The sequence below is a fragment of the Xenorhabdus sp. PB62.4 genome, from assembly GCF_014467285.1.
GTDB lineage: Bacteria > Pseudomonadota > Gammaproteobacteria > Enterobacterales > Enterobacteriaceae > Xenorhabdus.
The window spans coordinates 1-15889 of the sequence record NZ_NKHR01000011.1; the positions used below are offsets into that span (position 1 = coordinate 1).

17 protein-coding genes are annotated in these 15889 nt (G+C 40.8%); 12 read left to right on the top strand and 5 right to left on the bottom strand.

Annotated elements, in window-relative coordinates; all coding sequences use genetic code 11:
* Positions 1-16: 16 nt before the first annotated feature.
* Both Xenpb_RS10810 and Xenpb_RS10815 read right to left on the bottom strand, forming a co-directional pair.
* Positions 17-490: a helix-turn-helix domain-containing protein gene (locus Xenpb_RS10810; protein ID WP_187654328.1), complete on the bottom strand. Its 474-nt coding sequence runs from the start codon at positions 488-490 to the stop codon at positions 17-19.
* Positions 491-673: 183 nt separating this feature from the next.
* Positions 674-1153: an Hcp family type VI secretion system effector gene (locus tag Xenpb_RS10815; RefSeq protein WP_187654329.1), complete on the bottom strand. Its 480-nt coding sequence runs from the start codon at positions 1151-1153 to the stop codon at positions 674-676.
* A gap of 398 nt (positions 1154-1551) precedes the next feature.
* Here Xenpb_RS10815 and Xenpb_RS10820 point away from each other — a divergent pair, with 398 nt between their 5' ends.
* The 6 genes from Xenpb_RS10820 (at position 1552) to Xenpb_RS10845 (ending at position 9363) form a co-directional block, all read left to right on the top strand.
* The gene (locus Xenpb_RS10820; RefSeq protein ID WP_187654330.1) at positions 1552-2562 is read left to right on the top strand and encodes a hypothetical protein; all 1011 of its coding nucleotides are present in this window, start codon (positions 1552-1554) and stop codon (positions 2560-2562) included.
* A gap of 12 nt (positions 2563-2574) precedes the next feature.
* Entirely contained in the window at positions 2575-3309 is a 735-nt protein-coding gene (locus tag Xenpb_RS10825; RefSeq protein WP_187654331.1) for a tetratricopeptide repeat protein, read from the top strand.
* 1061 nt (positions 3310-4370) lie between these two features.
* On the top strand, positions 4371-4925 hold the full coding sequence (locus Xenpb_RS10830; RefSeq protein ID WP_187654332.1) for a fimbrial protein: 555 nt from the start codon (positions 4371-4373) through the stop codon (positions 4923-4925).
* A gap of 97 nt (positions 4926-5022) precedes the next feature.
* Positions 5023-5730, top strand: coding sequence for a molecular chaperone (locus Xenpb_RS10835; protein WP_187654333.1), 708 nt, complete (start codon positions 5023-5025; stop codon positions 5728-5730).
* A gap of 27 nt (positions 5731-5757) precedes the next feature.
* Positions 5758-8271, top strand: a complete 2514-nt coding sequence (locus tag Xenpb_RS10840; RefSeq protein ID WP_187654334.1) for a fimbria/pilus outer membrane usher protein — start codon at positions 5758-5760, stop codon at positions 8269-8271.
* Between the two features lie 90 nt (positions 8272-8361).
* The gene (locus Xenpb_RS10845; RefSeq protein WP_187654335.1) at positions 8362-9363 is read left to right on the top strand and encodes a fimbrial protein; all 1002 of its coding nucleotides are present in this window, start codon (positions 8362-8364) and stop codon (positions 9361-9363) included.
* 380 nt (positions 9364-9743) lie between these two features.
* On the opposite strand, the gene Xenpb_RS10850 is transcribed toward Xenpb_RS10845, so the two are convergent.
* The 3 genes from Xenpb_RS10850 to flgA form a co-directional block, all read right to left on the bottom strand.
* Positions 9744-10184, bottom strand: a complete 441-nt coding sequence (locus Xenpb_RS10850) for a flagella synthesis protein FlgN (RefSeq protein ID WP_187654336.1) — start codon at positions 10182-10184, stop codon at positions 9744-9746.
* Between the two features lie 26 nt (positions 10185-10210).
* Entirely contained in the window at positions 10211-10510 is a 300-nt protein-coding gene (flgM, locus tag Xenpb_RS10855) for a flagellar biosynthesis anti-sigma factor FlgM (protein WP_099114478.1), read from the bottom strand.
* Between the two features lie 123 nt (positions 10511-10633).
* On the bottom strand, positions 10634-11305 hold the full coding sequence (flgA, locus tag Xenpb_RS10860; protein WP_187654337.1) for a flagellar basal body P-ring formation chaperone FlgA: 672 nt from the start codon (positions 11303-11305) through the stop codon (positions 10634-10636).
* Positions 11306-11522: 217 nt separating this feature from the next.
* On the opposite strand from flgA, the gene flgB reads away from it, so the two are divergent.
* The 6 genes from flgB to flgG are packed head-to-tail and all read left to right on the top strand — an operon-like array spanning position 11523 to position 15868.
* The gene (gene flgB / locus Xenpb_RS10865) at positions 11523-11939 is read left to right on the top strand and encodes a flagellar basal body rod protein FlgB (RefSeq protein ID WP_187654338.1); all 417 of its coding nucleotides are present in this window, start codon (positions 11523-11525) and stop codon (positions 11937-11939) included.
* A 5-nt stretch (positions 11940-11944) separates the two neighbouring features.
* Positions 11945-12349, top strand: coding sequence for a flagellar basal body rod protein FlgC (flgC, locus tag Xenpb_RS10870; RefSeq protein WP_187654339.1), 405 nt, complete (start codon positions 11945-11947; stop codon positions 12347-12349).
* 13 nt (positions 12350-12362) lie between these two features.
* Positions 12363-13061: a flagellar hook assembly protein FlgD gene (locus Xenpb_RS10875; RefSeq protein WP_187654340.1), complete on the top strand. Its 699-nt coding sequence runs from the start codon at positions 12363-12365 to the stop codon at positions 13059-13061.
* Between the two features lie 15 nt (positions 13062-13076).
* Entirely contained in the window at positions 13077-14291 is a 1215-nt protein-coding gene (gene flgE / locus Xenpb_RS10880) for a flagellar hook protein FlgE (protein WP_187654341.1), read from the top strand.
* A 21-nt stretch (positions 14292-14312) separates the two neighbouring features.
* A complete protein-coding gene (locus Xenpb_RS10885; RefSeq protein ID WP_187654342.1) occupies positions 14313-15068 on the top strand; it encodes a flagellar basal body rod protein FlgF in 756 nt (251 codons plus the stop codon).
* 17 nt (positions 15069-15085) lie between these two features.
* Entirely contained in the window at positions 15086-15868 is a 783-nt protein-coding gene (gene flgG, locus Xenpb_RS10890) for a flagellar basal-body rod protein FlgG (protein WP_187654343.1), read from the top strand.
* The last annotated feature ends 21 nt before the right edge of the window (positions 15869-15889 follow it).

The following is a 15889-nucleotide window of genomic DNA, read 5'->3' on the forward strand; positions in this document are numbered from 1 at the left end:
CCGGCCTTAATTTTGCTCAGCAAGGCGGATTTTTTTGCAAACTCCGTTTCGTTGCGCTTTTTTTAAGCGACAGGCGGGTTCGTTTATAGGTCAGTCCCTGCTTTTTCAGGGTATTCGCCAGCGTTTCAAGCGTACAGGGCAGGGAACCATGCCTTGCCTCAACGCACTGGGCTATTCGGGCGAGCGTCAGGGACTCTGCGCTGGCCGCTTCGACCGCAGTGGCAATCATTTCAGGCGTCATAGCGAGATACCGGCCGCCGGCATGGCCCCCTAATAATCCCGCAATCCCGGAATTGTGCCATGTGTGAACCCAGTTGTAGATAACCCGGAGACTGCATCCTATCTCAGCGGTGATCTGGGACGGCTTGACGCCTCTGGCAAGCATGAGCAAACCCGTTCCTCGCGTACGGACGTCCCGGTGTGGGTGATTCAAGGCCAGTTGTTGCAATGTAATTCGTTCAGACTCAGAAAGTGTTATCTTCGATTTCATAAGAACAGGTGGAAAATCGGGTTATCGGGTTATTGATTATAACAGTAATGCAGATAATTTATCTTATTAACTTATTATCTATTATGATATAATTTTCATGGTTAATTTTTAAATCATATCTATAAAATGGATAATTTATACTCTCCATCTTTCAAATTTACTATAGAGTTTGATGGGTAAATATTAGTAAATACGTTCCTCTCTGATACTATAACCAGATGTTCCTGCAGAATGATGCCTGCATGTAATATCATTATAAGTAACAGAGACATATTCCTCTGGTTGTGCTCCGGCATGATTAATATTGTGTGGATATCTTGTTGAGTAATCGACAATAGAAGCCCCTTTTATCAATATGCGATAATATTTTTCTTGGGCACCATTTTGAGAAGTTCTAACAAATTCGAATTCTAATGTCAGTTTCTCATTGTTTGAGATAGCCATTAATATTAAAGGCGAGGATTTGTCTATAGGTTTTATAAAATCTACGGGATGATGTGAAACGTTTTGTGCACGAGTAATGGAACTATTAAATTCAATTACAAATATTTTATCTTCATTACCTATCTGACATTTATTGCCAATTGAGTCGAGAGATGAGCATCCTGCGGAAATCAATCCTTGTTTGTCACCTTTGAGTGTCAAATAAATTAAGTTAGCCATCTAATTTCTCCTTATGTATGTTTTGTAATTTCATCATTATCAAAAACAATTTTTGATGTCTAGGGTTTATTCATTTAAATTTAGGCATTAATCACATAATAATAAAATATTCCATAATTATGGTTTATTGTTTTTTATATAATATTCGCACAGGTTATCTTTTTTATTTCTAAATTAAGTTTATTAATCACTTTGAAGTTTACCATTTTAATGGGTTTGAGATATGTATAACCTCATAAGAGGATGATTTTCGATAATGGTGTTGAAATTTCAACCCATCACGGATTATACTCAAAAGATAAATTTTTATAATTGTGTTTTCTATTCGTATGATGGAGCTTTACAGGAATATCCTTGAATACCGTGTTTGACATAAAAAATGTGATTAGAGGGAAATTATGGAAAGTTGCTCAAGAAATGATGAAGGATGGGTTTATTGCAGAGATAATAAACCGATAAGTGTTGATCAGGCGCTTGAAAAGAGAATCCTTGTATTAAAACGAATTATACGCGCACTTAGAAAAAATGCAGAACTCAGGGAGGCATGTGGTGGTAAGCGATATACTGGTCTGGATGAGTCTATCTATTATGATCAGTGTGGCAGCCTCATGTCTGCTGATGAAATTTTTGAAAAGAATAGTTGGGTAAGAGGCACTGAAGATTTATTTGTTAATAGTTATCATGGTCTTAATAGATTAGATGATACGTATACTGAATATGCTCCATTTAATATAATAGTGCGGTCTGTCAGGGAAAAGATGCTATCAGTTAATCCACTAATTATGAAAGAAAATGCAGAAGCCATTTATCTATTGATGGAAGCATTGAATCCCAATGAGTTTTTATCTGAAGCGGCAGAAATAATATTATCTTCTATTTTGGATGATATTTCAGGCCAAAGAAAAGAGTTATTGGTTGCGATGTTGGTAGGTAAGGGTTTAATAAAAAAACATAGAGGGTTTGAAACGTTTACTGGTATGGTGGAAGAGAGAACAGAAATAGCATTTATTGATTTTGGTATTAAATTTGTTCCTGAGTTAATAAAAAATAGTATGATAAGAAGTATTATTGTAGCTACTATTGTTCATAACATGGTAAATATAATTTCTATTAAAAATAGTTTTTTTCTCAGAAAAGGGAAAGGAATCATTAAGGGTGCAAATGCTGTGGTTTTTTTATTGTCTAATTATGGAATTGTAGAAAAGTTATCTAAATCAGCAAGGAGATTAAAAATAAACTATCCTTGGGTATACCATAAATTAGATGAAGTTAGACTAACATTGTCTTATCATTTTTTTGAAGATATTTTTGATGAAATACTTAGGTTGTCTGAAGTAACAAGTTCTAATTCAACTGATCGTGCTTTTGTAAAATCTATTGAAAATCTGTTGGATAACTATGCAACATAAGGTAATAATATTGTGAGTCGATTATTATTTTTTATTCTTCTTATTTATATAAATTTTTCTGTTACTGCTTGGGCTAAGGATTCAACTTGTAAAGTTGAACCACCAACTCTCCAAGTTTGTTTGAATTCAGCAAGTAAAGGGGATTCTGAAGCTCAATATACAATTGGTTATTTTTATATGAAGGGCATAGAAGTACCCCAAAACTATGCCACAGCTATGAAATGGTTCTTAAATGCTGCCAACCAAGGCCATATTAAGGCATTAAATAGTATTGGTTATTTTTATAGTAATGGCTTTGGTATTAAGCAAGATAAACAAAAGGCTATGGAATGGTATGTGAAAGCAGCCGAGTTGGGAGATTCTAGTGCACAAAATAACTTAGGTATGATTTATGATCTTGGAGAAATTGTTCCGCAAGATTATCAAAAAGCGATGGAATGGTATCTTAAGGCGGCAAAGCAAGGGTTATCAACTGCCCAGAATAATATTGGTTTTTTGTACCGCAATGGTTATGGAGTATCACAAGATTATCAAAAAGCAATGAAATGGTATTTGAAAGCAGCGGAAGGTGTCAGCCCAGCAGCAAGATTCAATATCGGTTACTTATACCAAAATGGGTTAGGTGTTGAAAAAGATGAGCGAAAAGCGCTGGAATGGTACCAAAAAGCGTTAGAAGCCGATCAAAATTTTACTGCCGCAGAATTGGCTGTGAAAAAACTAACGAAAAAACTTAATCAAAGAAAGTAAAAAATTATCATCTGGTTAAGTGAATTTTTTACTTTTTGGTTTCCATGAAAAATGGTGTGATTGCTGCATTAAGGGCGGAGAAATTCTTATATCAGTTAGTATGCGATTTGATTAGAATCTTAATTCAAGCATCATAGATCTCAATAATTACCGTTATAATTAATGTTTATATATAAAATTTAACTAATTTGTTTCATGAATATATTATGGTGAATTTTTTAGTTTAATGAGAGTTTCAGTTTATCAATAGAACAATAACCATTATGCGGTGTTTATAAGTATAAAGTTAGCTAAAGTATAACTATTTTATATTAATAATATGCTATTTCAGAATATTATCTTGCTCAGGATAGTATAGTACACAAATATGAGAATTCGTTTTTTAGTGATGATTGGTTAAATTTCAGACTGGTTGGTGTGCTTGTTATTTGATCTTGAAATCGAAAATTTTGAGTGATTGACAGTAAATAACGATCGAAATAAGCATTTTTAATAGTTTTTATCTATCAATTGTTTCTTATAAATAGTTAATAACAATTTTTACGACGAAATGAGTTAGTGTATCTTGATTCCATTAGTAATAGGGGTTTTATTAATATTGTTCATATAATATATTTCTGTAAGCTAAATTTATTTAATAGCATTTGGCATGGAGGCCGTGTTTATGTTTTTCCTATATATGGATGCTCTCTCCTCTATAGCATTTAATCAACATATTTATAACATAATGGGTGTTTTTTAACCCGAAACACTTTTTTTGGTTATTTTTATACATGTGTGACTGTATAAATTGACGAAAAGAAGAGAAATTATCATTCACCATATTGTCAAACTGATATTGGGAAGAAAATAGAGATAAGTATATCTTTCTTTTCTTTTTCGACCGTTGGTAGTGTATTTATTAAGGATTTTTGATGTTAAAGGATTGCATTTATTAATTTTTAAATAAAGCGTATTAGATTTTTATTGATATTAATTTATTATTTTTAGGGACTTTGATCGAAAGATGTTTTCTTCTCGATGAGTTTTATACATACACATAATATAAATGGAATAACGAAGTGAATTTATTAATGAGATCTGCTGTTATAGTGGTGGTTTGGTGTTCTATGATTGTTTCCGTATTTGCTGCTAGTAATAATGGTAATATTACCTTTACGGGTAAAGTAACTAAAGGAACATGCTCTACTGCTGTAGTGGGTGATAGTGGTAGTGTCAATATGCTTGATGTTGGCGTGGGGGATTTTACAGCCAAAAGCGACGCTAAAGGTGATACAGATTTTAAAATTGAGCTGAAAAATTGTAAGTCATCGGGTAGCTCTTTAGTGAAGGTCGCATTTACTGGTGGTGCAGATAGTGACGATACAAAAGTGCTGAGGAATAACGCAAAGGGTTCTGCCGCAGTTGGTGTCGGCATTGGTATTTATAAGAAATCAGATGGTTCGCAAATCGCAATAGGAAGTGTACCTGTAGATGTTGATACTTTACCGGCTAGAAATACTGCTTTTAATAAAGAATTACCTTTTATTGCTAAATATGTGGCAACAAAAGATATAGCGGATATTAAAGCAGGTTTAGTGACAGCTAATGCGAACTTTACCGTAAGTTACGATTAGTTCCAATTTCTTACGTTTCTATTTATTGCCTTTGTGATATCCCCACCGTGTTTGGTGGGGTATCCCTTATCTTGAATTTGTGTAGGGATATATCGTTATGTCAAAACATTTTTTGATCGGGTTGTTATTTTTTCTGCCTGTTTTCCTTGCTACCCCTGTCCACGCGGGAATATCACTCAGTAGCACTAGGGTGATCTATGAAGCCTCGCAACGTGAAGTCGCCATTTCCGTCATCAATGACAGCAAAGAAAATGTATATCTTATTCAGTCCTGGGTAGATATTTTTACCCCTACGATTGAATCTTCTGGTCAAAAAACACCATTTTTAGTCACACCACCTTTGTTTCGTTTAGATGGTGAACAAGAAAATCGTTTGCGAATTATTCTCATGAATGGCGCATTACCACAGGATCGTGAATCTGTTTTTTGGCTTAATGTTAAGGCTATTCCTGCCCTGAATAAAAATGATACAAGTCGCTTACTGATCTCGCTGAAAAACCGGATAAAACTTTTTTATCGTCCGGCAGGGCTGACCGAACAACGCGCTGCGAAGGCCTATCAACAACTTATTTTTTCCCGGCAAGCAGGACAATTAATGGTGCAGAATCCAACGCCTTTTTATGTCTCTTTTTATGAGATCACGCTTGGGAAAAGTGCCATACCGGAAACCGGCATGATAGCGCCGTTTAGCCGTCGGCAATGGCCGTTGCCTATAGATTCTGGTAATACCGTTACCTGGAGAGCCATCAATGATTATGGTGGTATCACTGATCCCCAATATCAAACATTATCACTTGTGCAATAACTTATCAGTCAGAAGATGTTTAGAGTCATGAGATTGATTATTCTTGCTGTCTATAAGCGGTTAGCGTTGTTGATGGTCATGTTGTTGGGGGTATTGTTGGTGATACCTGTTGCCGGGCATTCCAGTGAACTCTTTGACTTAAATGCCTTGGAAATCCATGATCCGTCTGCTCCACTACCCGATTTAAGTTATTTTTCTGAAAAAGGTGGCAGTGCACCAGGAATATACAGGGTTGTTATCCGCGTCAATGATCAGGATAAGGGTACACAAGATATCCAATTTGTGATGGGAACCGCGAAGAAACTTCAACCTGTTTTATCAGTTCAGCAATTGATTGACTGGGGGGTTAATACATCTGCTTTTCCAAAACTGAATTCGAATGAGCAATTTACTGATTTATCTGATGTTATTCCTTATGCCGACGCATCATTACAATTGAGCCAACAAACTCTGTCGATCACTATTCCTCAGGCAGCAATGGCAGCAGCAGCTCGTGGTGCGATTGATCCATCACTTTGGCAGCAAGGAGAATCAGCATTATGGGCCAGCTATGATCTCAATGGTGTAAATACCTGGGGTAAAAACGATTCTGGTACGAAGAATTTCTATATGAATTTACGTAGTGGATTGAATTGGGGAAGCTGGCGTTTACGGAATTACTCCACCTACTATCGGAACCTTGGCAAAAATAGTGGTGATAAATCATATTGGGAAAATCTGAATACCTCTTTGCAGCGTGATATTCATGCGCTAAAAAGCCAGCTTGTGATTGGTGGGACAAATACACAAGGCGATTTGTTTAGTGGATTTGCTTTTCGCGGTGTCACCTTGATGTCGGATGATAACATGTTGCCGGATAGTCAACGGGGGTTTGCTCCGGTTGTGAGGGGAATCGCAGAAAGTAATGCTCAGGTTACTATTCGTCAAAACGGATATATCATTTATCAGGCAAATGTTCCGCCTGGTGCTTTTGTGATTGATGACCTTTACCCAACCTCTTCTGGGGGAAATTTGGATGTAGCCATTCGGGAAGCTGATGGGCGTGAACGTCACTTTGTTCAACCATTTTCATCAATTCCTGTTATGTTGAGGGAAGGGCACTTCAAATACAATTTTACGCTGGGAAAATATCGTGATTCGCGTGCAGATGCCTATCAGCCAATCTTTACACAGGGCGGGATTTATTATGGTCTGCCATATGCAGCAACCCTGTATGGCGGTATGTTGCTGTCTTCAAATTATCAGGCGTATGCAGTTGGTTTAGGATACAGTCTTGGTCATTGGGGATCGCTGGCGTTTGATATTACGCAGTCACAGGCTGATATTATCCATAAAGGCCAACAACGGGGTTGGGCCTATCGGGTACAGTATGCCAAAGACTTTGAACAGACAGGCACGAATTTTTCACTGACCAGTTATTATTACCCTTCGCCGTATTTTTACGAATTTCAGGACATCAATAACAGAGCGGCATATGATGAACCATTACATCAGAATAAACATAAACTTCAGTTCACATTGAGCCAGGGTTTGTCGGATTATGGCAGTCTCTATTTTTCCGGTTATCTACAGAATGATTGGGGACGCAGAGGCGTTACCCGCAGTTTAAATGTCGGGTACAGTGTCAGTTATGCCGATATCCATTACACCCTGAATTACGTCCAAAATATGAGTTCAGGTGACTCAATGGCCGATAATCAACTGGCATTTAATGTACAGATTCCCCTCGAACGTTGGTTGCCAAATACAAGTAGCTGGGCGACTTATAGCATTAATCATAATCGTCGGGGTGATATCAACCAATCAGTTGGGTTGAGTGGTACCGCCTTAGGTAGATTAAATTACTCCTTACAGCAGAGCCATGATAATCATGAACAGGGCACTAGCGGCAATATAAACCTTAACTATAAAGGCTGTCATGGTGTGTTGTCTGGCGGATATCACTACGGTAATGATTCACAACAGATTAGCTACGGTCTCAGAGGGGGCGTGGTTGCCCATCGTCATGGCCTGACCTGGTCGCAACCGTTGGGGGAAACCATTGCTTTGGTCAAAACGTCTGGAGCTTCTGGCATTAAAGTCACTGGCTATAACGGCGTTGAAACGGATGGACAAGGTCATGCCGTATTGCCTAATGTCAGCCCCTATCACCGTAATCGTATCGCCTTGTCACCGGATTCTTTTGGGGAGGGCGTGGAGATCGGGTCTAATATCCAGACTGTCATTCCAACGCAGGGAGCTGTGGTCGTGGCTGACTTCCAAACACGAATCGGTCGCCGGGTGCTGTTCACCTTGACTTATCAGGGCAAACCCATTCCTTTTGGCGCAATAGTTACCTTGAATGAAAAAAATACACTTCATGCCTTGACTACAAATCACAGTATTGTTGGCAGTGGAGGAGATGTTTATTTCGGCGGGGTTCCAGAACAAGGCCAATTATCTGTTCAATGGGGGAATGGTCAGTTTGAACAATGTAAAACGCGTTTTCATCTGCCTGAAAGTAAAGCAATGGTGATTTCGCTACATGAAGAGTGTCAATGATGGCTATTTTATTTCTGCGTTAACAATATCTTCTGTATTAATAATGGGAAATATAACAATAAATTATAGAATTAATATGAGGAATGGCCGATGAAAATATTTATTTATCCATGGTTATTGTTGGCTTCTGCGTTTTTTTCTTTCGGTAAAGTGTATGCCAGTTGTTCTGGCGGTGATGAAACATTACCCCAAGCTGAAGCATCTATTCCGTTAGATGCTCCTTTTCTTTCGCCAATTGATGAACTGGTTGTAAGAGATTCTATTAAGACAATAACCTGCGAAAATTTGCCGGCAGATATTACAGATATATCTGTCGGTATAAAAGCCTATGGAGTATTTTCAGGAAACACTTTTAAAAACCGTAAAATTTTTAAATTGGGCAATAGTGGTCTTGGATATACCGTCAGAGGTTCACATAATGTTAGAGAAAATCGAAAATATGTCACTGACAAAGAAGTATTTTCTGGTTTAAATACCCGGAAAATTTATTCTGAGAAGGTACAGGTCAATGGTTTTGCTAATTTGAGCCTTGCACTCAAATTCGACTTCTACAAAATTGGCCCAATCAATCCAGGTGATTATACTTCCCAATTATTAGGGGCTATTGTTATCGTACCCAATCGTGGAGGGAAGACCCAAGAGTTTAAATTTACTGCGAGTAAGATAACAGTTAAAGTACGATCGTGTTCCATTAATGATAGTCATATTCAAGTACCATTAGACACGATCACGCAAATGCAGTTACCCAAAGTGGGCTCAACAGCAGCGGAAAAGGCATTTGATATTCCTTTAAATTGTGATGCACGTATTAAAGTTAACATGCGCTTGCAGGCAGGCTCTCAAGGCGTTTATGACGCCCAAAAAGGCATTATCAAACTTAATCCTGATACCAATGTCGCCAGTGGTGTTGGTATTCAAATTTTAGATGGTAAGAAGGCAACTCCTATTCCCCTTGGTAAAAAAATTAAATATATCGAAACCACAACAGAAGGACCTGTCACTATTCCTTTAAAAGCGCGTTATTATCGGTATGGTAACGTTAAAGCAGGGATAGCCAATGCGACAGCCACCTTTACTATGAGCTATGAATAATATTTCAACTTAGATTAAGTTTATTTATTTTCGATCCTAATACAGGGGATGATTTATTTAAATTTGGCATCGCAAAAATAACATGATCTACTATCGAAGGTATAATGAATATGATGTATATAATGTATATAACACGAAATCTTCCCCCGCAGAGTTAGGCTTGTGTCTGTGGAATGTAAATTAATTTTTATCTGTCACTTTTTGAATATAAGTATATATGCAACGCGTAAGAGAAAGTTAAGACAAAAAATTGGATATTAGCATAAAAATTATGCCTTCTTGTGTAGGGAGGAAAGAGATAAATATACAGAAACAGACCTCTTATCAACGCATCACCTAAGAGGTCTGTAGATATTACTGCTTAAAGCAGTATGAAAAAATCAAACGCTAATCTTATGGCCCGATAGCGCTGAATTATGACGTGCTTGCCCATCAGCACCATAAAGAGAAGGACTGTGATGACTTTTCAGAAAAGCAATTGCCTTACTATTCAACTTAATATGCTGATCCAGCAAAAATCCATTGTGTGTATTTAAATCACGGATACGTTCAACCGTCTGGCCGATTTGCTCCCATAATATTGCCAATCTTTCATGGTTAGCATAAGGCTCATTTATTTTCAGCGTTTCGTTTAGTTGCTGGCGCTTTTGTTCTGCGTGATCAAGTGCTGAAAGCAAAAATGCCTTTTGCTCCGTGACTCGATGTAAATGATTCGCTTCAATAAAACCTTCGCTTAATATGCGCTGTTCTTCTGCCATCGTGTGCGAAAGCGAATTTAAATGCGCACTTTGCTGTTCAAGCAAGAGTTGAAGTTCTTCCATTTATGGCTCTTTATGAATTTGATGGTTTATTTATCATATTCCATATTTTCAAGGGCTTCTCTGAATAGGGCATCAGCAATTTTACCGCTGTCCATCGTCAGTGTTCCCTGTGCAATGGCTTCTTTCAATTGTTGTACTTTCTGGATATTAATATCCTGGCTACTTGGCTGGACGAGCTTTTTTTGCGCTTCGCTCAGTTTGACTTGCGTATCGGCGCTTTTTTCTGCGACAGCCACAGTTCTTCGAGTGATCTGAGCCCCTTCATTGGCATTGCGTTGCTGTAAAGCAGCCATAGCCAGTAGAGGTTGAGTGCGTTCAATACTCATAATCGTAATCCTTTAATCAGGCATTATCTATTTGTCTTAGGTAGCAGGCGATATACCGCTGGCATGCCTGTAAAATCATGGTCTGTTGGTTATATCGGCTTGAAGAAATAAAACTTTAGCCATTTATAACATCATTTTTACACTACCATTTTCTTGGGCTTCACCAGTAATAACCTGCCCGGACTCTAAGCGGACACGGATATTATCAAAACTCGCGGCGTTGTTAATCGCTTTTCCTTCGTAACGCACTTGAAAATGGTGCCCATCTACGGTGACGACTACATTTTGTCCAGCTTTAATCGCCCATGGACGCCGAATCATATTGCGTGTGATGAATTGTCCGGCAGGTATGTTGCGGATAGCAATACCATTTTGTATGGCCTTACTGTTACGGATTATGTCGTTTGGCAGCTTATCTAAAGCTCCCGTTTTTGTTTGGAAATCTTTTTCTGTCAGTACGGTATTGCGATTAATCGTTCGCTTAGAAACTAAATAGGGACCAATGACGTTGACGTAGACCTGAATAAATCGGCGTTGCTGACCGCAAGTCACCGGGATAGAAAGATTGCCGCAATTTTTGTTGCCAAGTGACGGCTGTATTTCAGGAAATTCACAAGTCGGCCAATGTTGCTCAGGCGTTTTGATTTCCACCGTGATTTTATGACCTGGTGTGTGATGAATCTGCCTGAAATAATCATTGATCGATTGCGGTAGATTGCTCCCCCAAGCTAAAGACGTACTAAAAAATAAATTAAGGAAAATGGCAAGGAATCCGATAAGTTTTAATGTCGACATGTCATCCCCCTTAACCCTGTTAGCGAACCATGATTTCAAAAAATATTCAGTACCTGTTGGATGTTAATAGTGTAACTCGATTGATTATTCGTTAATGGGATAAATAGCAATTCAATTTGTTTCTATTCTTCGAATCACCTTTTTCTTCTGGGTTTATTCTGTTAGCTGCTTAGAGCTTGTACCCTGCAAATTTCACGAACAGACCCGAGGGAGGAATATGCTCGATAAATTAGATGCCGCCTTTCAATTTCGACAAGAAGCGCTGGCACTCCGCAACCAGCGGCAGGAAATTTTGTCTGCCAACATCGCCAATGCGGATACCCCTGGCTATCAGGCGCGTGATATTGATTTTGCTGCTCAATTGAAGAAGGTAATGGCACATGGTCGTGTAACGGGGAATGGAATTGGGCTAACTCTGACTTCCGATCGACATATTCCCGTTCAGCCTCAAAAACGTCTGGAGATGGATCTGCTGTATCGGGTGCCACACCAGACGGCCATGGATGGAAATACCGTTGACATGGATATGGAACGCAGCAATTTCGCAGATAACAGTCTGAAATATCAGGCTGAACTTACGATGACGAATGCGCAGATCAAAAGCATGATGTCAGTTCTACAGTCACAAGGATAATGGGAATGTCTCTACTCAGTATTTTTGATATTGCCAGCTCTGCGTTGTCCGCTCAGTCTCAGCGACTGAACGTCAGCGCCAGCAATATGGCAAATGCCGATAGCATTGTAGGGCCGGATGGCGAGCCCTATCGCGCTAAGCAGGTAGTATTCCGTGTCGCCGCGCCGGCAGGGCAGGAAATAGGCGGTGTTCGCGTGAGTGACGTGGTGGATGATCCCACGCCTTTCCGTCTTGAATATCAGCCGGGCCACCCATTAGCTGATGAAAAAGGTTATGTACGTATGCCAAATGTGGATGTGGTCGGGGAAATGGTCAATACGATCTCCGCTTCCCGCAGCTATCAGGCGAACGTTGAAGTGCTTAACACCACTAAGTCCATTATGTTGAAAACGTTGACTTTAGGTCAGTAACAGGAATTCCATTATGGCAATTACCGCTTCAATCAATGATTCATTGGATAATACCACCGTAGGCGAACCCGCTTCCGAAATCAAAACAAAATCACAAAACAGCGACGATATTAAAGGCAGCTTCTTGAAATTATTGATCGCGCAGCTCAAAAACCAAGATCCAACCAACCCAATACCAAACAGTGAAGTAACTTCACAGATTGCACAGATCAGTACCGTTGAAGGTATTGAAACACTCAATAAAACGTTGGGATCCATTGTTGGGCAGATGGGTAACAATCAGGCAATGCAAACGACATTGCTGATTGGCCGAGAAGTCATGATACCGGGTGATAAGATTTTAGTCGGTTCCAGTGAAGAAAAAGGCATCAGCATAACGCGGTTTGGCCTTGAACTGAGCCAGCCAGCCGATAGCGTCAAAGTTAAAATTACAGAAAAAAGTGGCGCAATGGTGCAGGAATTGAATCTCGGCCAATTAGGTGCTGGCGTTCATACCTTAGAATGGGATGGTAAAGACGCAGATGGCAAGGAAGTGGAAAGCGGTGCGTATAACTTCACGGTTTCCGCAAGCAACAAAGATGGACAGTTAATGGCAACTTCGCTGACATACGCCGAAGTGCAGGGCGTCATACGGGATAAGGATGGCACTAAATTAGATTTAGGGCTGGCAGCGGATACGGTAACTATGGATAAAGTTCGTCAGATTCTTTAATTAAATGGAGGACATATGTCTTTTTCACAAGCAGTCAGTGGCTTGAATGCCGCAGCGAGTAATTTGGACGTTATTGGTAACAACATCGCAAACTCGGCGACATTTGGCTTTAAATCCAGCTCGACAACCTTTTCGGACGTTTTCGGCGGTTCAGAAATAGGCTTGGGTGTTAAAGTTTCTGGCATGGTTCAGAACTTTAAGGATGGCTCAACCACCACAACTAACCGTCAGTTGGACATGGCAATCACACAGGGTGGTTTTTTCCGCCTGCAAGATTCCAGCGGTAATATTTTCTATTCCCGTAACGGTCAGTTCAAAATGGACGCAAATCGTAATCTGATCAATATGCAGGACATGAAACTGACTGGCTATCCGGCGGTACAAGGTCCCAATGGTCCCGAAATTCAGCAGGGCGGAGCACCGAGGCCAATTTCAATTCCAACTGATATGTTGAATGCGAAAGCAACGACGAAAGTCGAGCTGAAAGCGACTCTGAGATCGATGGATGATGCTAAAACAAAAGGCACATTCGATCCAGAGAAGAGAGATAGCTTTAACCACAGCGCACCCATGTCAGTTTATGACAGTTTGGGTAATAAACATGATCTCAATGTGTTCTTCGTGAAAACAGCAAACAACCAATGGGAAATTCATGTTAATGATAATTCTGTCCCCGGTTCTACCGCTGCAAAATTGGGCGATGTGACATTTGATGGCCATGGTCAAATGGTCGGCACAGGAAACGCATTCACCTTCAATATGCCAGCCCTGCATGGTTCACTTCCTGCTGAAATCACTATCGATTTTAATGGCAGCAAGCAACAGAATATTGACCAGTATTCTACCTCCAATCCGATACAAAATGGTTACGGGGCAGGTCATTTCACTAAGTACAGTGTGGATAATGACGGCAAAATTTATGGTGATTATTCCAATGACCAGAAACAAGTTTTAGGTCAGGTAGTGCTGGCAAACTTCGCCAACCCTGAAGGCTTGGCTGCGCAAGGCGATAACGTTTGGGCAGAATCCGGTGCATCGGGTAGTCCGGTCGTGGGTATCGCAGGCTCTGGTAACTTCGGTAGTCTGATCAGTGGGGCGCTCGAAGCCTCTAACGTGGACATGAGCCAAGAGTTGGTCAATATGATCGTCGCCCAGCGTAACTATCAATCCAACGCCCAAACCATCAAGACGCAGGACCAAATTCTGCAAACGCTGGTCAGTATGCGTTAATAAGCTCAGGCGAATAGTTTTATGGATCACGTCATTTATACCGCTATGGGAGCGGCGCGCCAAACGTTGGAGCATCAGGCTGTCACGGCCAACAATCTGGCCAACGCATCAACCCCGGGCTTCAAGGCTCAGCTTGCTGCATTGCGTGCCGTGCCGATTGAAGGTGAAACCCTGCCGACGCGTACATTGACCGTTGCCTCCACCCCCGGCATGGATAGCCGTCAGGGGCCAATGAATTATACCTCCCGTCCGTTGGATGTGGCTGTTGGACAAGGCGGCTACTTAGCAGTCCAGCTCGAAGATGGGGCAGAAGCCTATACCCGCAACGGTAGCATCCAAATTTCACCTGAAGGGCAACTGATGGTGCAAGGGCGCATGTTGATGGGTGAAAACGGGCCGATTGATATTCCACCGCAGGCTGAATTGACCATTGCGGCTGATGGTGCCATCTCTGCTTTGATTGCCAGTGATCCGCCTACATTGTTGGGCCAGATTGGCAAATTGAAAATCGTCAAACCGGAAGCCGGACAAGTGGTACGCGGTGATGATGGTTTGTTCCACTTAACGCCACAGGCGCGGGAACAGCAGGGTAATGAATTGGCCGCCAGCACGGAAGTGAAAATCATGCCGGGTGTATTGGAAGGCAGTAATGTCAATCCAGTGGAAAGCATGGTGAACATGATCGCCAACGCGCGTCGCTTTGAGATGCAGATGAAAGTCATACACAGTTCCGATGAAAATGCACAGCGGGCTAATCAAATTCTCGCTATGAGTTAATCGGGGAGGATAAATTCATGATCCGATCTTTATGGATTGCCAAGACTGGGCTGGATACTCAGCAAACAAATATGGATGTTATTGCCAACAACCTGGCAAACGTCAGCACCAATGGCTTTAAACGTCAGCGCGCGGTATTTGAAGATTTACTCTATCAAACTGAACGTCAGCCAGGCGCGATGTCGTCTGAACAGACTAACTTGCCATCGGGATTGCAGATTGGTACGGGTGCACGTCCAATAGCAACTGAGCGTTTGCATAGTCAGGGTAACTTGGCGAAGACCGATAACGTCAGAGATGTGGCTATCAAGGGGCAGGGCTTCTTCCAGATCCAGATGCCGGATGGCACAACGGGCTATACCCGTGATGGTTCATTTCAAGTGGACCAAAATGGTCAGTTGGTGACAGCCGGCGGTTTTCAGGTTGTACCTGCAATCATCGTTCCAGACAATGCCACCAAGATGAGTATTGCCCGTGACGGGATCGTCAGTGTGAATGTGCAGGGGCAAAGTGCGCCTCAGCAAGTTGGGCAATTGACACTGACCACGTTCATCAACGAAAGCGGTTTGGAAAGTATCGGTGAGAACCTGTATCTGGAAACCAACAGTTCCGGTGTTCCCGTGGAAAACGCACCGGGTATCAATGGTGCCGGATTGCTCTATCAAGGCTATGTTGAAACCTCTAACGTCAATGTGGCGGAAGAGCTGGTCAATATGATTCAGGTTCAGCGAGCCTACGAAATCAACAGTAAAGCGGTATCAACGTCTGATCAGATGCTGCAAAAACTGTCTCAGTTATAACCTAATCACGAATAGTGGGGG